This is a genomic window from Actinomadura sp. NPDC047616 (genome assembly GCF_040642915.1).
GTDB lineage: Bacteria > Actinomycetota > Actinomycetes > Streptosporangiales > Streptosporangiaceae > Spirillospora > Spirillospora miaoliensis.
The window spans coordinates 364,834-387,251 of sequence record NZ_JBEYTB010000009.1 but is presented as its reverse complement, the minus strand read 5'-3'; the positions used below and the strand labels follow the sequence as shown (position 1 = coordinate 387,251).

Genomic DNA, 22,418 nt, shown 5'->3' with positions numbered 1-22,418 from the left:
CCTGAACGCCTTCGACATCGCCTTCGAAGGCCGCTTGGCCGCAGCCCGAAACTAACCCGAACAAGATCCAGTTACACCGTTAACTGGACAGACCCGGTGCCGGTCGACGCCGCGACCCGGCCGACGTGCGGTACGGACGCCGCCGAGAGCACACCGGCCGTCCGCGGTGGCGATCTGCGATGCCGAGCAACCGGTCAAATCCATTGATTCAAACCGGGCGGACAGGGTTGCGCCGTGCGGAACCCGGTGCCATGTGGTGGTGTTTCGGGTGGCGCCGCGACCGGCTGATGGCGAAGCGGCGCCGGCGGTCGCCGTGCGCTGATTCGCGAGGTTGTGCGGCGGGAACCGTGCCTTCCGCTCGGCGGGTCCAGACGGGGGGACAGGCATGCGCCGTCGTGGAAGCTCGGGGGTGTGTGGTGGTGCGGATGGTTGTGCAGGAGGCGGCGGGGAGGGTGCTGAGGGGATTGGTGGCGCGACGCGGGCGATGGGGCCGAGGGGCGTCTTGGTGGCACTCACGTCGGCTGCGGCCCGGGACGGGTAACGCCGGTGAGCGGGGCGGGGGCTACGGAGTGCTGTGGGGGGCGTAGTTCATGACGTGGTCGTGGAGCATGCGCGGGGCCTCGGGGTCCTGACGGCGGAACGCCTCGATCAGGGCGGCGTGCTCGGCGGACTTGGAGTAGATCTCGGTCTCGTGCAGGCGGAGCGACAGCGTCGTCCACAGTTCGATGCCGAGCGACTCCCACACCGACATCAGCAGCCGGTTGCCCGACGACTCCACGACCACGCGGTGGAAGCCGATGCTGAGGCGGATCTGGGCGTCCAGGTCGCCGGACTCGGCGGCCTCGGCCAGGCGCCTGTTCTCCTTCTCCAGCACGTCCAGCCGGTCGGCCAGGCGGGGCAGGGCCAGTTCGACGGCGGTGCGCTCCAGCCCGGCCCGCACGGGGAAGATCTCCACCATGTCGCGCTCGGTGAACGGGCGCACGCGCGCGCCGCGGTTGGGCAGCGACTCGATCAGCCGCAGCGCCTCCAGCTGGCGCAGGGCCTCCCGCACCGGGCCCTGGCTGACGCCCAGCTCGGTGGCGATGCGCCGTTCGACGATCCTCTCGCCGGGCTGCCAGCGGCCGGCGCTGATGCCCTCGACGATGAACTCGCGGATCTGGTCGGCCAGCCCCGTGCGCCGCAGCGCCGGGCCCGAGGTCGCGGTGGACGGTGAGTTCACGGAAGCAATGGTAGATGGGCCGGTGGTCCAGACCTTTCGGCCGCCTGGGCGGACGCCGCGCCGGACGTCACGACGGCGAGGCGGTTCGCCCGGTTTTGGGCTAGTAATTCGCAGGAGTGGACGCGGCGGGCGCCGATGTGCGTGATGACCATCACGAGGAGTCCGTCGGCGTCGGAGACGGGTTGCGGGGGCTCGGCGGCGGTCTCCGGCGGGCCGGCAGAAGCGGGCTCGGCCACGGGGGCACGGCGGGCCGGCAGCCCCTTCGGTACCGGGGATCTCGGTTCTTCGGCGTCCCGGCGGGCGTCCCCGCTGGTCCGCGACGTTCCGGGGGTCCCCTTTCGGGCAATGTGCCGGTATGATCGATCATTGATCAATGATGATCGGTGAAGCGCCGCGGCGACCCCGCGGCACGCTCCCCGACGGAGGTAGAACGCCGATGGCTGAGACCACCAAGGCCACCCGCTCCCGGCGGACGCGCGGTGCCGCGGGCCAGGGCAAGGGCGCGTCCGGCGCCGTGTCCGAGGCCACCGCCCAGGACGCGGGCGCCGGCGCCGCGGACGCCGAGGGCGCCACGAGCGCGGTGGCGCCCGCGGGCACCGCCGGCGGCGCGCACGCCGACGCCGAGACGCTGGTCGCCTACTACCGGCAGATGCTGCTCATCCGCCGGTTCGAGGAGCGCGCCGCCCGCGCCTACACCCAGGCCAAGATCGGTGGCTACTGCCACCTCAACCTGGGCGAGGAGGCCACCATCGTCGGGCTGATGGCGGCGCTGCGTCCCACCGACTACCTGTTCACCAACTACCGCGAGCACGGCTACGCCCTGGCCAAGGGCATCGACGCGCGCAGCGTCATGGCCGAGCTGTACGGGCGCACCACCGGCGTGTCCAAGGGGTGGGGCGGCTCGATGCACATGTTCGACGTCAAGACGCGGCTGCTCGGCGGGTACGGCATCGTCGGCGGGCAGCTCCCGCTGGCCACCGGCGCCGGGCTGGCGGTGTCCTACAAGGGCGGCGACGAGGTCGTCATGTGCCACATGGGCGACGGCACCGCCGCGATCGGGGCGTTCCACGAGTCGCTGAACATCGCCGCGCTGTGGAACCTCCCGGTGATCTTCGTTGTGATCAACAACGGGCTCGGCATGGGGACGACCGTGGAGAAGTCGGCGGCCGAGCCCGAGCTGTGGCGGCGCGGCGCCGCCTACCGGATGGAGTCGGCCCGGGTCGACGGCACCGACGTGCTGGCCGTCCGCGAGGCCGCCCGGATCGCCGTCGAGCGCGCCCGCGCCGAGAGCAAGCCCTACCTGCTGGAGACGACCAGCCCCCGGCTGCGCGGCCACTCGGTCGTCGACCCGGCCCGCTACCGCTCCAGCGAGGAGAAGGAGGCCCTCAAGGCCGCCGACCCCCTCGCCAGGATGGCGCTGGAGCTGGAGGAGGCCGGGATCCTGGACGCCGAGGCGCGCGACAAGCTCGACGCCGAGGTGACCGCCGAGGTGGAGGACGCCGCCGCGTTCGCCGACGACAGCCCGCACCCGGACGTGTCCACGCTGTTCGACTACACCTACGCCACGCCCGTCCCGGGCGAGCTGCGCCGCCTGCCCGCCGACCCCGTGTTCCGCTCCTGAGGAGACCCGACCGATGGCAACCGTCACCTACCGCCAGGCCCTCCGGGACACGCTGCGCGCGGAGATGCTCCGCGACGAGAACGTGTTCCTGATGGGTGAGGAGATCGGCGTCTTCGAGGGCTCCTACAAGATCACCGAGGGACTGCTCAAGGAGTTCGGGGAGCGCCGGGTGCGCGACACCCCGATCGCCGAGGAGGGCTTCGTCGGCGCCGCGATCGGCGCTGCCATGCTCGGCCTGCGGCCGGTCGTGGAGATCATGACGATCAACTTCTCGCTGCTGGCGCTGGACCAGATCGTCAACCACGCCGCCAAGATCTACGGGATGTTCGGCGGCCAGTGCAGCGTGCCGCTGGTCATCCGCACCCCGGGCGGCGGCGGGCAGCAGCTCGGCGCCACCCACTCGCAGAACGTCGAGCTGTACTACTCGTTCGTCCCGGGCCTGAAGGTGGTGGCGCCCAGCACGCCGCTGGAGGCGTCGGCCATGCTCAAGGCCGCGATCCGCGACGACGACCCGGTGCTGTTCCTGGAGAACCTGGCCCTCTACAACACCAAGGGCGAGGTGCCCGACGACATCGCCGAGGTCGAGCCCGCCGAGATCGGCCGGGCCGCGGTGACCCGTCCGGGCACCGACATCACCATCGTCGGCTACTCGCGGATGGCGCACGTCGCGCTGGAGGTCGCCGAGAAGCTGGCCGCCGACGGGATCTCCGCCGAGGTCGTCGACCTGCGCAGCCTGCGGCCGCTGGACCGGGAGACGATCGTGGAGTCGGTGCGCCGCACCGGCTGCGCGGTGATCGCCGAGGACGACTGGCTGACCTACGGGATCGGCGCCGAGATCGCCGCGACCATCCAGGAGGGCGCCTTCGACTGGCTGGACGCCCCCGTGCGGCGGGTGGCGATGGCCGAGGTGCCGCTCCCCTACGCCAAGCCGCTGGAGCTGGCCGCGCTGCCGTCGGCCGACTCCCTCGTCACCGCCGTCCGCGAAACGCTGCGCGCGACCGGCCGCCTGTCCCTGGAGACCGCTCGATGACCGACATCCTCATGCCGCGCCTGTCCGACACCATGGAGGAGGGCGTGATCAGCTCCTGGCACAAGAAGCCGGGAGACGAGATCGCCGTCGGCGACGTCCTGTGCGACATCGAGACCGACAAGGCGATCATGGAGTACGAGGCGTACGAGGCCGGCGTGCTCGAGAAGATCCTCGTCGAGGAGGGGCAGACCGCCACGATCGGCGCGCCGATCGCCGTGCTCGTCCCGGCCGGCGGCTCGGCGCCCGCCGCCGAGCCCGCGCCTGAACCCGCCGCCGAGCCCGCGCCCGAGCCCGCGAAGCCCGCCGCCGCGGCCGAGCCGGAGCCGGAGGCCGAGCGGCCCGCCGCCGCGCCGGCGCGCGCGGAGGCCCCGGCGGCGCAGTCCAAGCGTCCGCCGTCCTCGCCGCTGGCGCGCAGGCTGGCCCGCGACCACGGCATCGACCTGGCCACGCTGTCGGGCAGCGGTCCGGGCGGCCGGATCGTCCGCGCCGACATCGAGGCCGCGATCCGCGCGGGCGGGACCGCGCAGGCCCCGGCGCAGCAGGCCCCCGCCCAGCAGGCCGCCCCGGCGGCCGCGCAGCAGGCGGCGCCCGCCCAGGCCGGGCCGCAGGCCGACAGCGAGGACGTCGAGGTCGTCCCGCTCAACCGGTTCCGCAAGGTCGCGGCCCGCAGGCTCACCGAGAGCAAGCGCAACGCGCCGCACTTCTACCTCAACCGCGAGGTGGACGCGGCCAAGCTGGTGGAGTTCCGCGCCACGCTGAACGAGGCGCTGGCCCCCGCCAAGGTCAGCGTGAACGACCTGGTGGTCAAGGCGTGCGCCACCGCGCTGCGCGAGTTCCCCGAGGTGAACGTGTCGTTCACCGAGGAGAACCTGCTGGTGCACAAGCGGGTGCACGTCGGCGTCGCGGTGGCGGTGGACGACGGCCTGGTCGTCCCGGTGATCCGGGACGCCGACCGCAAGAGCGTCTCGCAGATCGGCGCCGAGACCCGCGAGCTGGCGGGCCGGGCCCGCGAGGGCAGGCTGACCCCGCAGGAGATGAGCGGCGGCACGTTCAGCGTCAGCAACCTGGGCATGTTCGGCGTGGACAGCTTCTCGGCCGTCATCAACCCGCCGGAGGCCGCGATCCTGGCGGTCGGCGCGGTGCGGGACGAGCCGGTGGTGCGCGACGGGCAGATCGTGCCGGGCAAGCGCATGGCGGTGACGCTGTCGGTGGACCACCGCGCCTGCGACGGCGCGACGGGCGCCCGCTTCCTCGCCCGCCTGGTCGAGCTGCTGGAGAACCCGCTGCTGATCGTCGCCTGACGGACGGACGCGAGAGGATCGCCTGACCCCGGGGCCGAGGGGTCAGGCGATCCTCGTTTCCGGGACCGCCGCGGGCACGCCTCCCCGAGAGTCACCCGCGTGCCGGCGGCGTCCCGGAGCCGGGCGGGGGCCGGACTCCGGCCCGGGGTCAGGCCGGGGCCACGGCCCGGCCGGTGGACGGCGAGATCATCCCGGCGCACAGGCCGCGGCCGCGCAGGTTCGCGGCGATCTGCGGGATCGCCGCGACCGTGGTCGCGTACGCGTCGTGCATGAGGATGACCTGGCCGTTCCGCAGTTGCGCGGCCACCTGGACGATCTGCGCGGTGCTCGCGCCCGCCCAGTCGCGGGAGTCGACGTCCCACAGCACCTGGGTGAGGCCGAGCCTCCGCGCGACGCCCGCCACCGTGGCGTTGGTCTCGCCGTACGGCGGCCGGAACAGCACCGGCGCGGTGCCGGTGGCCTGCTGGACGGCCTGCTGGGTGCGCTGCAGCTCGGACTGGATCTGCGGGTCGCTCATCTGCCCGAGATGCGGGTGGGTGTAGGTGTGGTTGCCGACCCACATGCCCGCGTCCCGCTGCGCCCGGACCAGGGCCGGGTTGTTCTGCGCGTTCTGCCCGATGTTGAACATCGTGGCGCGCAGGCCGTTGGTCCGCAGCGCGTTCAGCAGCGTGGTGGTGTTGCTCGGATTGGGGCCGTCGTCGAACGTCAGCCCCACGTACCCGGCGGCGCAGTCGGCGACCGTCCCGGCGGTGGCCGGGCCGGCGGTGGCGGCCGTCGTGGCGGCCACCGCCAGCCCGGCGCCGAGGACGGCGACGGCCCGCGCGTACCGGCGTGCGATGTTCTCGCTCATCGGCGTCCGTTCTCCCTGGTGCGGTGGGTCAGCCGACCGCGCAGCTCACCGACGGCCAGTTCCAGTTGCCGTTGTGCTGGATGGTGAAGCCGAAGGTGTTGCCGTTGCCGTTGGGCCGCATCGTCATCACGTTGCCGCTGGAGTCCCAGGTGGGGGAACCGTTCCAGGTCGCGATGACCTTCTGTGGGCTCTGCACGCGGACCGTGACGACCCAGTTGCTCGTTCCCGACACCGCGACCGACAGGTTGAAGCGGTCGCTCCACTGCTGGCCGGCGCTGATCGTCGCAGTGCAGCTTTCGCCGGGCGGCGTGGTGGGGTCGCCGCCGCCGGGCGGGTTTCCGGTGGAGCCGTTCAGGGCCGCCAGGACGGCGTCGTAGGCGGGCTTCTTGTTGTAGTTCCTGTCGAACAGCAGCGGGGTGCCGCTGGAGCGCCAGGAGTAGTGGTCCGGGATGCCCCACACGGTGATGCCCGTGCAGCGGGACACCGCCAGGCACGCCTGCACGACCCGGCGGTAGTTGTCGGCCTGCGCGCTGCCGGAGCCCTCGATGTCCAGCTCGGTGATCTGCACGTCCACCCCGAGCGCGGCGAACTGCTGGATGTTCTGCTGGTAGTTGGACGGCACGGGGGACTGGGAGTTGAAGTGCGACTGCAGGCCCACGCAGTCGATCGGCACCCCGCGCGACTTGAAGTCGCGGACCATGTTGTAGACGGCCCGGGTCTTGGCGGCGTTGGCGTCGTCGATGTTGTAGTCGTTGTAGCAGAGTTTGGCGCCGGAGTCGGCGGCGCGGGCGGTGCGGAACGCCTCCTCGATGTACCCGTCGCCGAGGCGCTGCTGGAAGACCGACTGGCGCCGTGCGCCGCTGCCGCCGTCCTGGAACGCCTCGTTCACCACGTCCCAGGAATGGATCTTGCCCCGGTAGTGGCCCATCACCTGGTTGATGTGGTTGTTCATCGCCGAACGCACGTCGTTCGCCGACGACAGGCCGCTCACCCAGCCGGGCAGCTGCGAATGCCACACCAGCGTGTGCCCGCGGATCTTCATGCCGCGGCCCTGCGCGTGGCTGACGATGCGGTCGGCGTTGCCGAAGCTGAACGATCCCCGGGACGGCTCGGTGGCGTCCCATTTCATCTCGTTCTCGGGGGTGACGGAGTTGAACTCGCGGTTGAGCACGGTGACGTACTGGGACTCGCCGAGGTGGTTGGCGGCGACCGCGGCGCCGAAGTAGCGGCCGCTCTGCGCGGCCGCCTCGCCGAGCGTGCTCGCCGCCGCGTCGGCGGACGAGGACAACGCCGCCGCGACGCCCATCGCCAGGACGCCCGCGACGCCTGTCGCGAGCGCGTTTCGGATGACGCCTCTCTTCATGTGCGTTCCCTTCTGGAACGGGGTGGGGGCGGGAACACCCGGGCTCCGAAACGGACCGGCCCTACCCGGGGAGGCTCATTCTGAATTCCGCCGCCAAATACGTCAACAGGGCGCTGAAACTTTCCTGCTCATTACGCCCGCAAAGCGCCGGTACGCTGGCTCACATTACTCCGGAAAGATGTCTCCGAAACTTTCGGGAAACGGCGAAAGTTTCGGAGACGGCGAAAGTTTCGCCGGCATGCGAAACTTTCGCCTGCCCCACCGAATATCGCGCCGTCTTCCGAAGAACGGCCAATGTGCTCGCTTTGGACGGCGGCCGCGCCGCGGGCGGTCACCGGGGCGGCAGCACGAGCACCGCCGACACCGCCCGGTGGTCGGTGCCCGGCACGCGGTGGACGCCCGACGCACGCACCCCGACGCGCTCGTCGGCCAGCACATGGTCCAGCGTCACGGGCGGCATTCCGGGCGGATGCGGGCCGATCGCCGGCCAGGTCCACCGCAGGCCGTCGCCGGTGGCGTCGGCCGCGTCCCGGTAGCCGGAGCGCAACAGCCGCCGCAGCTCGGCGTGGTCGAGCGTGGCGTTGAAGTCCCCGGCCAGGACGCGCACCGGGCCCCGTTCGGACGCCCGGGGCAGCGCGCGCAGCCCGTCCCGCCAGCAGCGCGCCAGTCCGGGATGGACCGGCGCGCACGGATGCACCGACACGACCTCCACCGGCGGCCCGCCCGGCACCTGGACCACGGCCCTGACCTGGCGGAACCCGACGGTGATCGCCGACCGGCCGCTGAGCGGGAAACGCGAGTACAGCCCCGAGCCCGCCCCGCCCGGGAGCGGTGCGACCACCCTGTGCGGCAGCACCCGTGCCAGGCCCGCCCGGTCGAGCGCGGCCATCGCCTGGGGCGTCAGCTCCTGGACCGTGAGCACGTCGGCGCGGGTGCGTCGCGCCAGGTCCACGACGTGCTGGGGGGACGCCCGCCCGTACAGCACGTTGGCGGCGAGCACACGCACCACCGGGCCGCGCGCGCCCGGGTCTCCGTCGGGCACGGCGCGCGGCACCACGGCCACCGCGAACGCGCACGCGACCAGGACCCCGGCCACCGCCGTCCACCGGCGGCGGAGCACGAACGCGAGCACCGGCACGACGGGTGAGGCGGCGGCCACGTACGGGGTGAAGGCCACCAGCTGCCCCCACCTGAACGCGGGTTGCCAGCCGCCCCACCGCAGGACGGCCCACACCGCGAACGGCGCCCACGCCGCCCACAACACGGCGCTCACCCACCACCGGCGTCCACCGGCCCGCCCGGCGGCCGCCTCCGGCCTGCTGATCGTCTCCACGGGCGCCCCGCCGTCATCGCTCATGCCGGTTTCGACGTGTGTGACGATCATCGTGTTCACCGGAACGGGCGCCGCGCATTATCGTCGTCGCGACCATTTGAATCGCCAGGGAGGCGCCGTGACCGTGCACGTTCCGCTGGGGCCGTTGCTGGAGCCCGCGTTCCATCTGGGCTCGGTGCCCACCACGTGGGCCGAGCTGCTGGGCTTCGCCACCGGCGCGGTCAACGTGTGGCTGGTCGTCCGGCAGAACATCCTCAACTGGCCGATCGGCATCGCCAACGTGGTCCTGCTCGGGCTGGTGTTCCTGGACGGCGGGCTGTACGCCGACGCCGGGCTGCAGATCGTCTACGTGGGGTTGCAGGCGTACGGCTGGTGGATGTGGCTGTACGGCGGGGAGGGCCGCGACGCGCTGCCGGTCACCCGCACGTCCCGCGAGGAGTGGGTCGCCCTGCTGGCGGCGGGCGCGGCGGGCACGGCGCTGCTGGTGTGGGTGCTCACCGCCTGGACCGACTCGACGGTGCCGTTCTGGGACGCGCTCACGACCGCGCTGTCGCTGATGGCGGTGTACGGGCAGTCGCGCAAGCTGCTGGAGTCGTGGTGGATCTGGATCGCCGCCGACCTGGTGTACATCCCGCTGTACTGGTACAAGGACCTCAAGCTCACCAGCGCCCTGTACGTGGTGTTCCTGTCGCTGTGCGTGGCGGGGCTGGCCTCCTGGCAGCGCGACTGGAGGACCGCGCGGGCCGTCCCGGGCACGGCATGACGTTCGGGCACGGGCTGGTGATCGGCAAGTTCTATCCGCCGCACGCCGGCCATCACCATCTGATCGACACCGCGGCGGCGGCGTGCGCGCGGCTCACCGTGGTCGTGGCCGCGTCGACCGTGGAGAGCATCCCGCTGGCGCTGCGCACGGCGTGGTTGCGGGAGACGCATCCGCAGCCGCACGTGCGGGTGGCGCCGGTGGTGGACGACGCCGAGATCGACTACGGGTCGGACGAGGTCTGGGCGCTGCACGTCGACGCCTTCCGCTCCGGGCTGGCGCTGGAACCGGACGCTCCCCCGGTCGACGCGGTGTTCTCCTCCGAGGCGTACGGGGACGAGCTGGCGCGCCGTTTCGGCGCCGTCCACGTCCCGGTGGACCCGCCACGCGAGCGCCTCCCGGTCAGCGGCACCGCCGTCCGCGAGGACCCGGTCGCCGCGTGGCCGTGGCTCGCGCCGCCGGTCCGGGCGTACCTGGCGCGCCGGGTCGTGGTGGTGGGCGCGGAGTCGTCCGGCACCACCACGCTGGCGCGCGCGCTGGCGGCGCACTACGCCGGGCGCGGCGGCGTGTGGGCGGCGACGCGGTGGGTGCCCGAGTACGGGCGCACGTACTGCGAGGAGAAGCTGGCGGCGGCGCGCCGCGCCGCCGCCGACCCCGGGCTGTGGCTGGACGATCTGACCTGGGAGTCCGCGGAGTTCACCGAGATCGCCGAGCGTCAGCTGGCGCTGGAGGACGCGGCGGCCCGCGCGGGCTCGCCGCTGCTGGTGTGCGACACCGACGCGTTCGCCACCGCGCTGTGGCACGAGCGCTACCTGGGGTCGCCCGCGCCGGACGTGGAAAGGCTGCACGAACGGCCGCCGCACCACCACCTGTGGATCCTCACCGACACCGACGGCGTCCCGTTCGAGCAGGACGGCTGGCGTGACGGCGAGCGGATACGCGGGTGGATGTCGGGGCGCTTCCGTGATGAGCTTGAGCGGCGCGGCCTGCCGCATGTGGTGGCGACCGGGACGCACGAGGAACGCCTGGCCCGCGCCGTCGCGGCCGTCGACGGGCTGCTGGCCGCGGGCTGGTCGTTCGCCGCGCCCCTCGCGCCGTGACCCTCCGCGTCCGGATGTTCGCGCTATCACCGGTTTTTTCAGGGGTATTGACAGTTCGTTTCGTTAGCGCAAACATTCAGGGCACGCCGACGTGAAGGAGGTCACGTGACCGCCGCCACACCCCCGCCCGCCCGGTCCCGCGCCGCGGTGATGGAGGACGTGGCAGCCCTGGCGGGCGTGTCGGCCATGACGGTGTCGCGGGTGCTCAACTCCCCCGAGAAGGTGCGGCCGCAGACCCGGGCCAGGGTGCTGGCGGCCATGCGGGAGCTGGACTACCGGCCCAACTCCGCCGCGCGCGTGCTGGCCACCGGGCGGTCCGGGGTGCTGGGCGTGGTCAGCTTCGACACCACCCTGTACGGGCCGGCGTCCATGCTCTACAGCATCGAGCGGGCGGCCCGCGCCGCCGAGTACTCGGTCAACATCGCCAGCCTGAGCACGCTGACCCCGCGCGCCATCGAGGACGGGGTGGAGCGGCTGCGCGGGCAGTCGGTGGACGGCGTCGTGATCATCGCGCCGCACCAGTCGGCGGCCGAGGGGCTGCGGCGGCTGCCGCCGGACTTCCCGGTGGTCGTGGTGGGCGTGGGCGACGACGTGCCGGCGCCGGTGACGGTGGTGGACCACCGGGCGGGCGCGGTGCGGGTCGTGCGGCACCTGCTCAGCCTCGGCCACGAGACGGTGTGGCACATCGCCGGGCCGGCCGACTGGATCGACGCCAGCGCGCGCGTCGACGGCTGGCGCGCGGTGCTGGCCGAGCACGGCCGGGAGGCGCCCGAGCCGCTGGGCGGCGACTGGAGCGCCCGGTCCGGCTACGAGCAGGGCCGGCGGCTGGCCGCCGACCCGGACGTGACCGCGGTGTTCGCCGCCAACGACCCCATGGCGCTCGGCCTGCTGCGCGCGCTGCGCGAGGCGGGCCGGCGCGTCCCCGAGGAGGTGAGCGTGGTGGGCTTCGACGACGTGCCGGAGGCGCCCTACTTCGCGCCCCCGCTGACCAGCGTCCGCCAGCCGTTCGGCGAGGTGGGACGGCACGCGTTCCAGCTCCTGCTGGAACGCATCGACGGGACCCCGCCGCCGGAGGGCAAGGGCTTCCCGCGCCGCACCGTGGAGCCCGAGCTGGTGGTCCGGGAGAGCACCGCCGCGCCGCCGGGGCGCTGACGAGGAACGACGCGACGAACGGGAGACCGGTGCCGGGCATGATGTTAGCGCTACCACCAGCAAGCGCTTGACCAAGATCGCCGAGACACAGGAAGACAGGCCGTGCGCATCACCAAGATCGGGACCCATGTCGTGGGCACCCCGTGGCGGAACCTGACGTTCGTGACCGTTCACACCGACGAGGGCCTCACCGGAGTGGGCGAGACCCGCATGCTCGGCCACACCGACGCCCTGCTGGGCTACCTGGCCGAGGCCGAACGCCGGCACATCGTCGGCACCGACCCCTTCGACCTGGAGGATCTGGTCCACCGGATGAAGTACGGCGACTACGGCCGGGCCGGTGAGATCGTGATGTCCGGCATCGCCTGCGTCGAGATGGCGTGCTGGGACATCGTCGGCAAGGCCCTCGGCCAGCCGGTCTGGCGGCTGCTGGGCGGCCGGGTCCGCGACCGCGTCAAGGCGTACGCCAACGGCTGGTACACCGTCGACCGGTCCCCCGACGAGTTCCACGCCGCCGCCAAGAAGGTCGTCGACCGCGGCTACCGGGCGCTCAAGCTCGACCCGTTCGGCGCGGGCCGCATGGAACTCGACCACGAGGAGACGATGCGGTCGATCGCGCTGGTGGAGGCGGTGCGCGACGCCATCGGCCCCGAGTGCGAACTGCTGGTGGAGATGCACGGACGCTTCTCCCCCGCGACCGCGATCCGGCTGGCCGGGCTGCTGGAGCCGTACGCGCCGAGCTGGCTGGAGGAGCCCACCCCGCCGGAGAACCTCAAGGCCCTGGCCAAGGTCTCCGCGCACACCGGGCTGCCGATCGCCACCGGCGAGCGCATCCACGACCGGTTCGAGTTCCGCGAGCTGTTCGAGCTGCAGGCGGCCGACATCGTGCAGCCGGACGTGGGCCACTTCGGCGGCATCGCCGAGGTGCGCAAGCTGGCCGCCACCGCCGAGACGCACTACGTGCAGGTCGCGCCGCACAACGTGGGCGGGCCGGTGCTCACCGCGGCGACCCTGCAGCTGGGCGTCTGCGTGCCCAACTTCAAGATCCTGGAGCACTTCAACGACTTCGCCGACGCCCCGATCAAGAAGGTGGCGACCGGCGCGCCCGAGGTGGTCGACGGCTACTTCCCGCTGCCGGACAGGCCAGGGCTGGGCGTCGAGCTCGACCTGGACGCGGTCGCCGAGTTCCCCCGCCAGCACGCCGACTTCGACCTGTTCGCCGAGGACTGGCACCTGCGCCGGGGCACCGGCCCCGACTCGCAGAAGGCGCGCCGATGAGCAGATCGCTGGTGGTCGACGAGCCGGGCCGCTCGCGCCTGCTCGTCGGCGACGCCCCCGAGCCCGGACCGGGCGAGGCGCTGGTCCGGGTGGCCGCGGCCGGGCTGTGCGGCAGCGACCGCGAGCTGTTCGACGGCGCCCGCCCGGCCGGCTTCTGCGCCTACCCGATCGTCCCCGGCCACGAGTGGTCGGGCACGGTCGCGGGGGTCGGCCCGGACGTGGACGAGGCGCTCGTCGGCGCCCGGGTCGTCGGCGAGGGGTATCGCGGCTGCCTGGTGTGCGGGCCGTGCCGCAACGGCGCGCCGAATCTGTGCGCGGCCGGGTACGACGAGACCGGGTTCACCCGTCCGGGCGCGTTCGCCGACCACCTGGTGGTGCCCGCGCGGCTGCTGCACGTGCTGGCGCCCGGTGCCGACCTGCGCGCCGCGGCCCTGCTGGAACCGGCCGCGGTGATCGCCGCGGCGGTCCGGCACGCGGCGCTGCGGCCCGGCGAGACGGCCGCGGTGGTCGGCGCCGGCACGCTCGGCATGCTGGCGCTGCAGCTGCTGGCGGCCGCGTCCCCGTCCGGGCTGGCGGCGATCGACCCGCGCGCCGAACGCGGCGAGCCCGCGCTGTCGGCGGGCGCCACCGTCTTCTACCGGCCGGGCGAGGCCGCCGAGGAGGCCTACGACGTGGTCGTGGAGACGGCGGGCGCGCCCGGCACCGCGCACGCGGCGGTGGCGCTGGCCCGCCGCGGCGGGCGGGTGGTGGTCACCGGCATTCCCGGCGACCCGTCCGACGCCGTGCCGACCGCGCTGCTGGTCACCCGCGCCCTCACCCTGCACACGGTGTTCGGCGCGGGCCCGGCCGACTGGGCGTACGCGGTGCGCGCGTTCGACACCGGCGTGCTGCGGCCCGCCGGCCTGGTCACCCACGAGCTGCCGCTGGCCGAGTTCGAGAAGGCGCTCGCGCTGAGCGCGTCGCCCGGCGCGGGCAAGGTGCTGCTCCGCCCCGACACCGAATGACACGCCCGATGACACGCCGAATGACACGTCCGATGTCCGCTTTCGAGCATTTGCAGAGGTGAACCCCCCGATGGACGGACCCGACGCCCGCCCGCGGCTGCCCGGCGAGCACGCGCTCGGCGAGCTGGGCTTCCCGGCGCGTCCCGAGACCGTGCCGGGCTCGGCCCGCGCCTTCCCCGACGGCGGCGCGTGGCGCACCGAGCTGCCGTCGTGCGAGGGACCGGCCGTGCTGGCGGCGGTGCTGGACGAGAGCGAGCGCCTGGACGTGCCGCTGCACCGCATCAGCCAGGGCTCGGGCGTGTGGATGCTGACCGACGCCGAGATCTCCGAGATGGTCGCCGCCTGCCGCGAACGGAACATCGAGCTGTGCCTGTTCCTCGGCCCGCGCGGCTCGTGGGAGGCGGGCGGCGGGGCGCGCACCTACCCGACGGCGGGGCCGCGCGCCCGGGGCCGCGACCAGCTCGCCCAGTGCGTGGAGGAGGCCGAGCGGGCCGTCGCGCTCGGCGTGCCGTCGCTGCTGGTCGCCGACGAGGGCGTGCTGTGGACGCTGCACCGCATGCGCGCCGCCGGGCGCCTGCCCGCCGACGTCACGTTCAAGGTGTCGGCGCTGGTGGGGCCGGTGAACCCGGCGTCCTACCAGGTGTGGGAGCACCTGGGCGCCGACTCGGTCAACGTACCCAGCGACCTGACGCTCGCGCAGATCGCCGAGATCCGCGCGCTCAGCGCCGCGCCCATGGACTTCTACGTCGAGGCGCCCGACGACCTCGGCGGGTTCGTCCGCCTGTACGACGCGGCGGAGCTGATCCGCTGCGGCGCCCCCATCTATCTGAAGTTCGGGCTGCGCAACGCCGCCCCGATCTACCCGGTCGGCCGTCACCTGCTGCCGCTGGCGGTGGAGAGCGGCCGGGAGCGGGTGCGGCGCGGCCGCCTGGTCCTCGACACCCTCGCCCGGCTCGGTGCCGACGCCGGGATGTCGCCCCTCGGCTCCCGGGACCCGGGGCCGCTGGAGCGGTTCCCGGTCACCGGCGCCGCCGCGTCACTCACCGCCCCCTGACTCCTGCCCCCTGAGACCCGCCCTCCCCCGACCCCACCCCCCGAGCACCGCTCCGCGCGCATCCGGCGCGACGGGCGGCCCCCCACCCCGGAGGAGTAACCCATGAGAATCGGGCGCATCGCTACGGTCCTCTCCGCCTTCGCCCTCACCGCGTCGCTGGCCGCCTGCGGGTCCAGCGAGAAGACGATCGACAAGGAGGCCAGGTCCGCCGACAACTCCGGCGCGCTGATCGGCGTCACCATGCCGACCCGCTCGTCCGAGCGCTGGATCGCCGACGGCGACAACCTCAAGAAGGGGCTGGAGAAGCTCGGCTACAAGGTCGACCTGCAGTACGCCGAGGACAACATCCCCACGCAGGTCAACCAGCTGGAGAACCAGATCACCAAGGGCGCCAAGCTGCTGGTCGTCGCCTCCATCGACGGGACCACGCTGACCACCCAGCTGCAGCAGGCCGCCGACAACGGCATCAAGGTCATCGCCTACGACCGGCTGATCCGCAACAGCCCGAACGTCGACTACTACGCCACGTTCGACAACTACAAGGTCGGCGTGCAGCAGGCGACCTCGCTGCTGGTGGGGCTGAAGGTCAAGAACGCCGACGGCTCGGAGGGCACCGCCAAGGGCCCGTTCAACATCGAGCTGTTCGCCGGCTCGCCCGACGACAACAACGCCACGTTCTTCTACAACGGCGCCATGTCGGTGCTCAAGCCGTACATCGACAGGGGCGTGCTGAAGGTCAAGAGCGGCCAGACCGACTTCAAGACCATCGCGATCCTGCGCTGGGACCCGGCCACCGCGCAGAAGCGCATGGAGGACCTGCTCACCAACGCCTACCGCGACGGCGCCAAGGTGAACGGCGTGCTGTCGCCGTACGACGGGCTGTCCATCGGCATCCTGTCGGCGCTCAAGAGCAACGGCTACGGCACCTCCGGCCAGCCGTACCCGATCGTGACCGGGCAGGACGCCGAGGTCGCCTCGGTGAAGTCGATCCTGGGCGGCGAGCAGTACTCCACGATCTTCAAGGACACCCGGCAGCTGGCGGCCGAGACCGTGAAGATGGCCGACACCGTGCTCAAGGGCGGCAAGCCGACGGTGAACAACACCAAGGACTACAACAACGGCAACAAGGTGGTGCCGTCCCAGCTGCTGGAGCCGGTCATCGTCACCAAGGACAACGTCAAGACGGCGCTGGTCGACACCGGCTACTACACCGCGGACAAAGTCGGCCTGAAGTGACCGGCGCGACCGACAGGACACCGACATGACCGACGACATCCTCCGGATGCACGGCATCACCAAGACGTTCCCCGGCGTCAACGCCCTCACCGGCGTCGACCTGACGGTGCGGCGCGGTGAGATCCACGCGATCTGCGGGGAGAACGGCGCGGGCAAGTCCACGCTGATGAAGGTGCTGTCGGGGGTGTACCCGCACGGCTCGTACGACGGAGAGATCCTCTTCGACGGCGAGCCGTGCCGGTTCTCCGGCATCCGCGACAGCGAGGACCGCGGGATCGTCATCATCCACCAGGAGCTGGCGCTGTGCCCGCAGCTGTCGATCGCCGAGAACATCTTCCTCGGCAACGAGCGCGCCCGCCGGCGCGGCCTGCTCGGCGGGTTCATCGACTGGAACCACACCAACCACGAGGCCGCCGAGCTGCTGGAGCGGGTGGGGCTGCCGGAGAACCCGGTCACCCCGATCGCCGATCTCGGCGTGGGCAAGCAGCAGCTCGTCGAGATCGCCAAGGCGCTGTCCAAGCGGGTGAAGCTGCTGATCCTGGACGAGCCCACGGCCGCGCTCAACGACGAGGACTCCGCGCACCTGCTGGACCTGGTGCGCGGCCTGCGCGACGACGGCATCACCAGCGTGATCATCTCGCACAAGCTCAACGAGGTGCTGGCGATCGCCGACTCGATCAGCATCCTGCGCGACGGGCGGATGATCGAGACGCTGGACGCCGCCGCCGACGACGTCACCGAGGACCGGATCATCACCGGGATGGTGGGCCGCGACCTGGAGCACCGCTACCCGCCGCGGGAACCGCGGATCGGGGAGGAGGTGCTGCGGATCGAGGACTGGACGGTGCACAGCCCGTCCCAGCACGACCGCAAGGTGGTGGACGGGGCGTCGCTGACGCTGCGCCGCGGCGAGATCGTCGGGCTGGCGGGACTGATGGGCGCGGGCCGCACCGAGCTGGCGATGAGCGTGTTCGGCCGCTCGTACGGGGTCGGCACGTCCGGGCGCGTCCTGAAGGACGGCCGGCAGATCGACGTGCGCACGGTGCGGGACGCCATCCGGCACGGCATCGCCTACGCCACCGAGGACCGCAAGCGCTACGGCCTCAACCTGATCGAGGACATCAAGCGCAACGTCTCGGCCGCCGGGCTGTCGCGCCTGGCCAGCCGCGGCTGGGTGGACGGCAACGAGGAGTACCGGGTCGCCGACGAGTTCCGCGCGAGCATGAACATCAAGGCGCCGGACGTCGGCGCGGTCACCGGCAAGCTCAGCGGCGGCAACCAGCAGAAGGTCGTGCTGTCCAAGTGGATCTTCACCGATCCGGACGTGCTGATCCTGGACGAGCCGACCCGCGGCATCGACGTGGGCGCCAAGTACGAGATCTACTCGATCATCAACCGGCTGGCCGGAGAGGGCAAGGCGATCCTGCTGATCTCCTCCGAGCTGCCCGAGCTGCTGGGCATGTGCGACCGCGTCTACACGATGGCGGCGGGCCGGATCACCGGTGAGGTGCCGCGCGCGGAGGCCACCCAGGAACGCCTCATGTACCTGATGACCAAGGACAAGGAACAGGAGACGGTTCAATGAGCGAGCCGGAGGGGCGCGGCGTCGCCTGGACTGACGAGCGAGGGACGAGCGAGGAGGGAAGGCGGCGCCTTCCCGGCGCCCCGGAGGCGAGCGGGGGGCAGGGATGAGCCGCACCGCGCCCGCGAGCGCCGACGCCGGCGCAGCCGCGAGCAAGACCGGCCCGGCGGCGTCCGGGCCCGGCAACGGCAGGCCGCTGTCCCAGCTGACGATCAACGTCCGGCAGAGCGGCATCTACATCGCCTTCGCCCTGATCGTCGTGCTGTTCACGGTGCTGACCGGCGGGGACCTGCTGCAGCCGCAGAACATCTCCAACATCATCGTGCAGAACTCCTACATCCTGATCCTGGCGATCGGGATGATCCTGATCATCATCTCCGGGCACATCGACCTGTCGGTGGGATCGGTGGTCGGCGTGACCGGCGGGATCGCGGCCGTGCTGATGGTCAACCACGACGTGGCGTGGCCGCTGGCGCTGCTGCTCACGCTGGCCGCGGGCGCCGCGATCGGGGCCTGGCAGGGCTACTGGATCGCCTACTTCGGCATCCCGTCGTTCATCGTGACGCTGGCGGGGATGCTGCTGTTCCGCGCGCTGACCCTGACCGTGCTGGGCAACCAGGGCATCGGCCCGTTCCCCGACGAGGTCCGCACGCTGTCCAACGGGTTCACCGAGGGTTACCTCGGCAACATCGGGCTCGGTGTGCTGGGCGGCGCTGACCTGTTCAGCCTGCTGGTCGGGATCGGCGTCGTCGCCGGGCTGGCGGTGGCGCAGTGGCGCACCCGCACGGCGCGCCTGGGCTACCGGCAGACGGTCGACCCGTTCCCGGTGTTCGTGCTGAAGATCGCCGCCGCCGGTGCGCTGATCATGGCGGTGACCGTGCAGCTGGCCCGCTTCCACAACCTGCCGTGGGTGCTGGTGCTGCTGGCGGCGCTGGTGCTGGGCTACACGGTGCTGACCACCCGGACGGTGTTCGGCCGCCGCATCTACGCGGTCGGCGGCAACCTGCAGGCGGCGCAGCTGTCCGGCGTCAAGGTCAAGTCGATCGTGTTCTGGCTTTTCGTGAACATGGGCGTGCTGGCCGCGCTGGCCGGGGTGATCTTCGCCGGGCGGCTCAACCAGGCGGGCCCGACCGCGGGCAACACCTTCGAGCTGGACGCCATCGCGGCGGCGTTCATCGGCGGCGCGGCCGTGCAGGGCGGCGTCGGCAAGGTGGTCGGCGCGATCACCGGCGGCCTGATCATGGGCGTGATCAACAACGGGATGTCGCTGATGGGCGCGCCGAGCGAGCGGGTGATGCTCGTCAAGGGCCTGGTGCTGCTGGCGGCCGTCGCGTTCGACGTCTGGACCAAGCGCCGCTCCGGCAGCCCGCTGCTGCGCTAGCCGCGCCCGCACCGCGCGGCGCCGCCGGAGCCGCGGCGCCGGATCCATGTCCTCGGGGGGTCAACGCATCACCTGAGAGGAGAGTCATGAGGTTCCTTCCGCCCCTCACGGGGGCCTCACTGCTGGTCGCCGCCCTGGTGGCGGCGACGGGCCCGGCGTCGGCGTCCCCCGGCGCCGCCGCCCCGGCGCGCACCGCCCCGAAGATCACCAAGGAGCCGTTCGGGAAGCTGCCGGACGGCACGGCGGTCGAGCGGTACACGCTGTCCAACGGCCGCGGCATGACCGTGCGCGTGCTGACCTACGGCGGGATCGTCCAGTCGCTGGAGGTGCCCGACCGGCGCGGCCGCACCGGCAACGTCGCCCTGGGCTTCGGCAGCCTGGCGGGCTACCTGTCGCCGACGTACCAGGACGAGAACCCCTACTTCGGCGCCCTCATCGGCCGGTACGGCAACCGCATCGGCAAGGCCCGCTTCACGCTGGACGGCAAGACGTACCGGCTCGGCGCCAACGACGGGGACAACAGCCTGCACGGCGGCGACAAGGGCTTCGACGAGAAGGTCTGGAGGGCCGCACCCGCCCGCGACGGCGACGAGGTGTCGCTGCGGCTGTCCTACACCAGCCGGGACGGCGAGGAGGGCTACCCGGGCACGCTGGAGACGACCGTCACCTACACCGTCACGCCCAAGAACGAGCTGCGCATCGGCTACCGGGCGACGACCGACAAACCCACCGTCGTCAACCTGACCAACCACACCTACTTCAACCTGGCCGGTGAGGGCTCCGGCAGCGTCCTCGACCACAGCCTCCAGATCAACGCCGGCCGGTACACGCCGGTCGACTCGACGCTGATCCCCACCGGGGAGCTGGCGTCCGTGCGCGGCACCCCGTTCGACTTCACCCGCCCGCACACGATCGGCGAGCGCATCCGGGACGGCCACCCGCAGCTGGTGATCGGCCGCGGCTACGACCACAACTTCGTCCTGGACGGCCGGGGACTGCGGCACGCCGCCCGCGTCACCGAGCCGGTGTCCGGCCGGGTCATGGACGTGCGCACCACCGAGCCGGGCGTCCAGTTCTACTCCGGCAACTTCCTGACCGGCCGCCTGGTCGGCACCGGCGGCCGCGCCTACCGGCAGGGCGACGGCTTCTGCCTGGAGACGCAGCACTTCCCGGACTCCCCCAACCAGCCGCGGTTCCCGTCCACGGTGCTGCGGCCCAGCCAGAGCTACGACACCACCACCGTCTACTCCTTCTCCACCCGATGACAGACGTCGAGATCGCCCTCGCCCGGCGCGCCGCGCTGGGCGAGGGCCCCACCTGGGACCCCGCCGCCGGCCGCCTGCTGTGGGTGGACATCCTCGCCTCCGAGGTGCACGCCTACGACCCGTCCACCGGCACGGACACCGTCCGGCCCACCCCGCAGCACGTCGGCGCCGCCAAGCCGCGCGCCTCGGGCGGCCTGGTCGTCAACCTGCGCGACGGCGTCGGCCTGTACGCGCCGGACGGCTCGTTCCGCTGGCTGGCCGAATGGCCCGAGGACGGCTGCCGGGGCAACGACGCCGCCGTCGCCCCCGACGGCGTCCTGTGGGCGGGCACCATGCGCTACGACGAGGCCCCCGGCGGGGGGCGCCTGCGCCGTGTGACGCCCGAGGGGAAGGTCACCACCGTCCTGAACGACGTGACCGTCAGCAACGGCCTCGCCTGGAGCCCCGACGGCCGCCTGATGTACTACGTGGACACGCCGACGCGCCGCGTCGACGTGTTCCAGGGCGACGACCGCCGCGTGTTCGCCCACGTCCCCGGCCTGCCCGACGGCCTGACCGTGGACGCGGACGGGTGCGTGTGGGTGGCGTTGTGGGGCGGCGGCCGCGTCCTGCGCTACACCCCCGCCGGGGTGCTGGACCGCGCCGTCGAGGTACCCGCCCGCCAGACCACGGCGTGCGCGTTCGGCGGCCCCGGCCTGCGCGACCTCTACATCACCACCGCCACCGTCGGCGCACCCGCCGACGACGCCCACGCCGGTTCCCTGTTCGTCCTGCCCGACGCCGGCCAGGGCCTCCCCAGCCCGGCCTTCCCCGCCTGACCCGTTCACCGCGGGCGTCGCCGGCGTCTCGACGTGGCCGGTCAGGCGGGGGCCAGGCGGACGCACTGGCGGCAGGCGCGGGCGGACGAGGCGACCGCGGCATGGGAGGCGGCGGCGAGCACGCCCGCGAGGGCGACGAGCGGCCAGTCGGCGGCCAGCAGCGACGCGACGGCGAGCGCCATCGCGGCGACGCCCATCACCACGGCGGCCGTGGTCCCCGCCCACGCCACCGCGACGAGCAGCCGGTGCGGCGTGGGCAGGCGCCGGGCGAGGACGCCGGTGACCGCCAGCGTCGCGGCCGCCGGCAGCGCCGCGCCGGTCGCGACGCCCGCCAGCTGGGCCGCCAGCATCTGCACCGCGCGGGGCGGTTGCCAGCCGTCCCCGGGGCCGCCGCTGCGCAGCAGGTACCAGCAGGCGAGCAGGCACGGCACGGTGAGGGCCACCACGCGGGCGGTGTGCCGGGCCTGCGCGATGGTCAGCTCGCGCTGGCAGCTCGGCGCGATCTCCTCGGGGGTGCCGAACTCGCGCACCGCCTCGCGGACGGCGCGCCGCCGCGGCATCCCCTCGCCGGCGTGGGCGTCGGCCGCGTCGGTGAGGCCGTCGCGGATCTCCTGGACCATCCGGTTCTTGGCGCGGGCGGGTCCGCGCAGTATCGCCGCCAGGGACGCGACGTATTCCTCGACCGGATCGGGTCCGTGCTCGTCCGTCACGGTGTCGATCACGTGGCCCGTCCCGGAGCGGGCGCCGGGTTCAGCACCGCGCCGATCGCCCTGGTGAACTCGTCCCACGCCGTGCGCTCCTCGGCCAGGGTGCGCCGTCCCGCGTCGGTGAGCTCGTAGCAGCGTCGGCGCCGTTCGCCGACCGACTGCCAGCTGCTGCGCAGCAGCCCCAGCCGCTCCAGCCGGTTCAGCGCGGGATACATCGTGCCCGTGCGCAGCTCCAGCGCTCCGCCGCTGCGCTCCTGGACGGCGGCGATGATCGCGTAGCCGTGGAGCGGGCCGGACTCCAGCACGGCCAGCAGCAGTCCGTCCAGGTGTCCCCGTACCGCGTCGCCCTTCATAGGTAGGCAGC

20 protein-coding genes are annotated in these 22,418 nt (G+C 72.7%); 14 read left to right on the top strand and 6 right to left on the bottom strand.

Annotation, left to right across the window (positions count from 1 at the left end):
• Window positions 1-562: 562 nt before the first annotated feature.
• Window positions 563-1,219 (bottom strand): GntR family transcriptional regulator, encoded by a 657-nt coding sequence (locus tag ABZ801_RS23460; RefSeq protein ID WP_344956090.1) that lies wholly within the window; start codon window positions 1,217-1,219, stop codon window positions 563-565.
• Window positions 1,220-1,655: 436 nt separating this feature from the next.
• Between ABZ801_RS23460 and pdhA the strand changes: the two genes are divergently transcribed.
• The 3 genes from pdhA to ABZ801_RS23445 are packed head-to-tail and all read left to right on the top strand — an operon-like array spanning window position 1,656 to window position 5,171.
• On the top strand, window positions 1,656-2,840 hold the full coding sequence (gene pdhA, locus ABZ801_RS23455; protein ID WP_360701192.1) for a pyruvate dehydrogenase (acetyl-transferring) E1 component subunit alpha: 1,185 nt from the start codon (window positions 1,656-1,658) through the stop codon (window positions 2,838-2,840).
• Between the two features lie 13 nt (window positions 2,841-2,853).
• Entirely contained in the window at window positions 2,854-3,870 is a 1,017-nt protein-coding gene (locus tag ABZ801_RS23450) for an alpha-ketoacid dehydrogenase subunit beta (protein ID WP_344956094.1), read from the top strand.
• Window positions 3,867-5,171 carry a dihydrolipoamide acetyltransferase family protein gene (locus ABZ801_RS23445; protein ID WP_360701188.1) on the top strand — a complete coding sequence of 435 codons (1,305 nt, stop codon included), beginning with the start codon at window positions 3,867-3,869 and terminating at the stop codon, window positions 5,169-5,171. The genes ABZ801_RS23450 and ABZ801_RS23445 overlap by 4 nt, the downstream gene beginning before the upstream one ends.
• A 148-nt stretch (window positions 5,172-5,319) precedes the next feature.
• Here ABZ801_RS23445 and ABZ801_RS23440 read toward each other — a convergent pair whose 3' ends face one another.
• From ABZ801_RS23440 to ABZ801_RS23430, 3 genes are all read right to left on the bottom strand, one after another.
• On the bottom strand, window positions 5,320-6,021 hold the full coding sequence (locus ABZ801_RS23440) for a polysaccharide deacetylase family protein (protein WP_360701186.1): 702 nt from the start codon (window positions 6,019-6,021) through the stop codon (window positions 5,320-5,322).
• Window positions 6,022-6,049: 28 nt separating this feature from the next.
• On the bottom strand, window positions 6,050-7,384 hold the full coding sequence (locus ABZ801_RS23435) for an endo-1,4-beta-xylanase (protein ID WP_360701183.1): 1,335 nt from the start codon (window positions 7,382-7,384) through the stop codon (window positions 6,050-6,052).
• A 331-nt stretch (window positions 7,385-7,715) separates the two neighbouring features.
• On the bottom strand, window positions 7,716-8,768 hold the full coding sequence (locus tag ABZ801_RS23430) for an endonuclease/exonuclease/phosphatase family protein (RefSeq protein WP_360701181.1): 1,053 nt from the start codon (window positions 8,766-8,768) through the stop codon (window positions 7,716-7,718).
• 67 nt (window positions 8,769-8,835) lie between these two features.
• Between ABZ801_RS23430 and pnuC the strand changes: the two genes are divergently transcribed.
• From pnuC to ABZ801_RS23375, 11 genes are all read left to right on the top strand, one after another.
• Window positions 8,836-9,480 (top strand): nicotinamide riboside transporter PnuC, encoded by a 645-nt coding sequence (gene pnuC, locus ABZ801_RS23425; protein ID WP_344959393.1) that lies wholly within the window; start codon window positions 8,836-8,838, stop codon window positions 9,478-9,480.
• A complete protein-coding gene (locus tag ABZ801_RS23420) occupies window positions 9,477-10,577 on the top strand; it encodes an AAA family ATPase (protein ID WP_360701179.1) in 1,101 nt (366 codons plus the stop codon). Before pnuC ends, ABZ801_RS23420 begins: the two co-directional genes overlap by 4 nt.
• Window positions 10,578-10,682: 105 nt before the next feature.
• Complete coding sequence (locus ABZ801_RS23415; protein WP_344959389.1) at window positions 10,683-11,729, top strand: LacI family DNA-binding transcriptional regulator; 1,047 nt, start codon at window positions 10,683-10,685, stop codon at window positions 11,727-11,729.
• A gap of 102 nt (window positions 11,730-11,831) precedes the next feature.
• Complete coding sequence (locus tag ABZ801_RS23410; protein WP_360701176.1) at window positions 11,832-13,007, top strand: mandelate racemase/muconate lactonizing enzyme family protein; 1,176 nt, start codon at window positions 11,832-11,834, stop codon at window positions 13,005-13,007.
• A complete protein-coding gene (locus tag ABZ801_RS23405) occupies window positions 13,004-14,011 on the top strand; it encodes an alcohol dehydrogenase catalytic domain-containing protein (RefSeq protein ID WP_360701173.1) in 1,008 nt (335 codons plus the stop codon). The genes ABZ801_RS23410 and ABZ801_RS23405 overlap by 4 nt, the downstream gene beginning before the upstream one ends.
• Window positions 14,012-14,081: 70 nt before the next feature.
• Window positions 14,082-15,065, top strand: a complete 984-nt coding sequence (locus ABZ801_RS23400) for a hypothetical protein (RefSeq protein ID WP_360701171.1) — start codon at window positions 14,082-14,084, stop codon at window positions 15,063-15,065.
• A 102-nt stretch (window positions 15,066-15,167) separates the two neighbouring features.
• Window positions 15,168-16,301: a multiple monosaccharide ABC transporter substrate-binding protein gene (chvE, locus tag ABZ801_RS23395; protein ID WP_344959381.1), complete on the top strand. Its 1,134-nt coding sequence runs from the start codon at window positions 15,168-15,170 to the stop codon at window positions 16,299-16,301.
• Between the two features lie 25 nt (window positions 16,302-16,326).
• A complete protein-coding gene (gene mmsA, locus ABZ801_RS23390; protein ID WP_344959379.1) occupies window positions 16,327-17,886 on the top strand; it encodes a multiple monosaccharide ABC transporter ATP-binding protein in 1,560 nt (519 codons plus the stop codon).
• A 103-nt stretch (window positions 17,887-17,989) separates the two neighbouring features.
• Window positions 17,990-19,264 (top strand): multiple monosaccharide ABC transporter permease, encoded by a 1,275-nt coding sequence (gene mmsB / locus ABZ801_RS23385; RefSeq protein ID WP_360701167.1) that lies wholly within the window; start codon window positions 17,990-17,992, stop codon window positions 19,262-19,264.
• Between the two features lie 86 nt (window positions 19,265-19,350).
• On the top strand, window positions 19,351-20,529 hold the full coding sequence (locus ABZ801_RS23380) for an aldose epimerase family protein (protein ID WP_360701164.1): 1,179 nt from the start codon (window positions 19,351-19,353) through the stop codon (window positions 20,527-20,529).
• Window positions 20,526-21,347, top strand: coding sequence for an SMP-30/gluconolactonase/LRE family protein (locus tag ABZ801_RS23375; RefSeq protein WP_360701161.1), 822 nt, complete (start codon window positions 20,526-20,528; stop codon window positions 21,345-21,347). The genes ABZ801_RS23380 and ABZ801_RS23375 overlap by 4 nt, the downstream gene beginning before the upstream one ends.
• Before the next feature lie 41 nt (window positions 21,348-21,388).
• On the opposite strand, the gene ABZ801_RS23370 is transcribed toward ABZ801_RS23375, so the two are convergent.
• Both ABZ801_RS23370 and ABZ801_RS23365 read right to left on the bottom strand, forming a co-directional pair.
• Window positions 21,389-22,069, bottom strand: coding sequence for a permease prefix domain 1-containing protein (locus ABZ801_RS23370; RefSeq protein WP_360701158.1), 681 nt, complete (start codon window positions 22,067-22,069; stop codon window positions 21,389-21,391).
• On the bottom strand, window positions 22,066-22,407 hold the full coding sequence (locus tag ABZ801_RS23365) for a helix-turn-helix transcriptional regulator (protein ID WP_344959369.1): 342 nt from the start codon (window positions 22,405-22,407) through the stop codon (window positions 22,066-22,068). The genes ABZ801_RS23370 and ABZ801_RS23365 overlap by 4 nt, the downstream gene beginning before the upstream one ends.
• Window positions 22,408-22,418 lie beyond the last annotated feature (11 nt).

Excerpts from the sequence above, each read along its gene's own strand:
- pdhA (WP_360701192.1), top strand. The coding sequence starts at position 1,656 with ATGGCTGAGACCACCAAGGCCACCCGCTCCCGGCGGACGCGCGGTGCC.
- ABZ801_RS23450 (WP_344956094.1), top strand. The coding sequence starts at position 2,854 with ATGGCAACCGTCACCTACCGCCAGGCCCTCCGGGACACGCTGCGCGCG.
- ABZ801_RS23445 (WP_360701188.1), top strand. The coding sequence starts at position 3,867 with ATGACCGACATCCTCATGCCGCGCCTGTCCGACACCATGGAGGAGGGC.
- ABZ801_RS23440 (WP_360701186.1), bottom strand. The coding sequence starts at position 6,021 with ATGAGCGAGAACATCGCACGCCGGTACGCGCGGGCCGTCGCCGTCCTC.
- ABZ801_RS23435 (WP_360701183.1), bottom strand. The coding sequence starts at position 7,384 with ATGAAGAGAGGCGTCATCCGAAACGCGCTCGCGACAGGCGTCGCGGGC.
- ABZ801_RS23430 (WP_360701181.1), bottom strand. The coding sequence starts at position 8,768 with ATGATCGTCACACACGTCGAAACCGGCATGAGCGATGACGGCGGGGCG.
- ABZ801_RS23420 (WP_360701179.1), top strand. The coding sequence starts at position 9,477 with ATGACGTTCGGGCACGGGCTGGTGATCGGCAAGTTCTATCCGCCGCAC.
- ABZ801_RS23405 (WP_360701173.1), top strand. The coding sequence starts at position 13,004 with ATGAGCAGATCGCTGGTGGTCGACGAGCCGGGCCGCTCGCGCCTGCTC.
- ABZ801_RS23400 (WP_360701171.1), top strand. The coding sequence starts at position 14,082 with ATGGACGGACCCGACGCCCGCCCGCGGCTGCCCGGCGAGCACGCGCTC.
- chvE (WP_344959381.1), top strand. The coding sequence starts at position 15,168 with ATGAGAATCGGGCGCATCGCTACGGTCCTCTCCGCCTTCGCCCTCACC.
- mmsA (WP_344959379.1), top strand. The coding sequence starts at position 16,327 with ATGACCGACGACATCCTCCGGATGCACGGCATCACCAAGACGTTCCCC.
- mmsB (WP_360701167.1), top strand. The coding sequence starts at position 17,990 with ATGAGCCGCACCGCGCCCGCGAGCGCCGACGCCGGCGCAGCCGCGAGC.
- ABZ801_RS23380 (WP_360701164.1), top strand. The coding sequence starts at position 19,351 with ATGAGGTTCCTTCCGCCCCTCACGGGGGCCTCACTGCTGGTCGCCGCC.
- ABZ801_RS23375 (WP_360701161.1), top strand. The coding sequence starts at position 20,526 with ATGACAGACGTCGAGATCGCCCTCGCCCGGCGCGCCGCGCTGGGCGAG.
- ABZ801_RS23365 (WP_344959369.1), bottom strand. The coding sequence starts at position 22,407 with ATGAAGGGCGACGCGGTACGGGGACACCTGGACGGACTGCTGCTGGCC.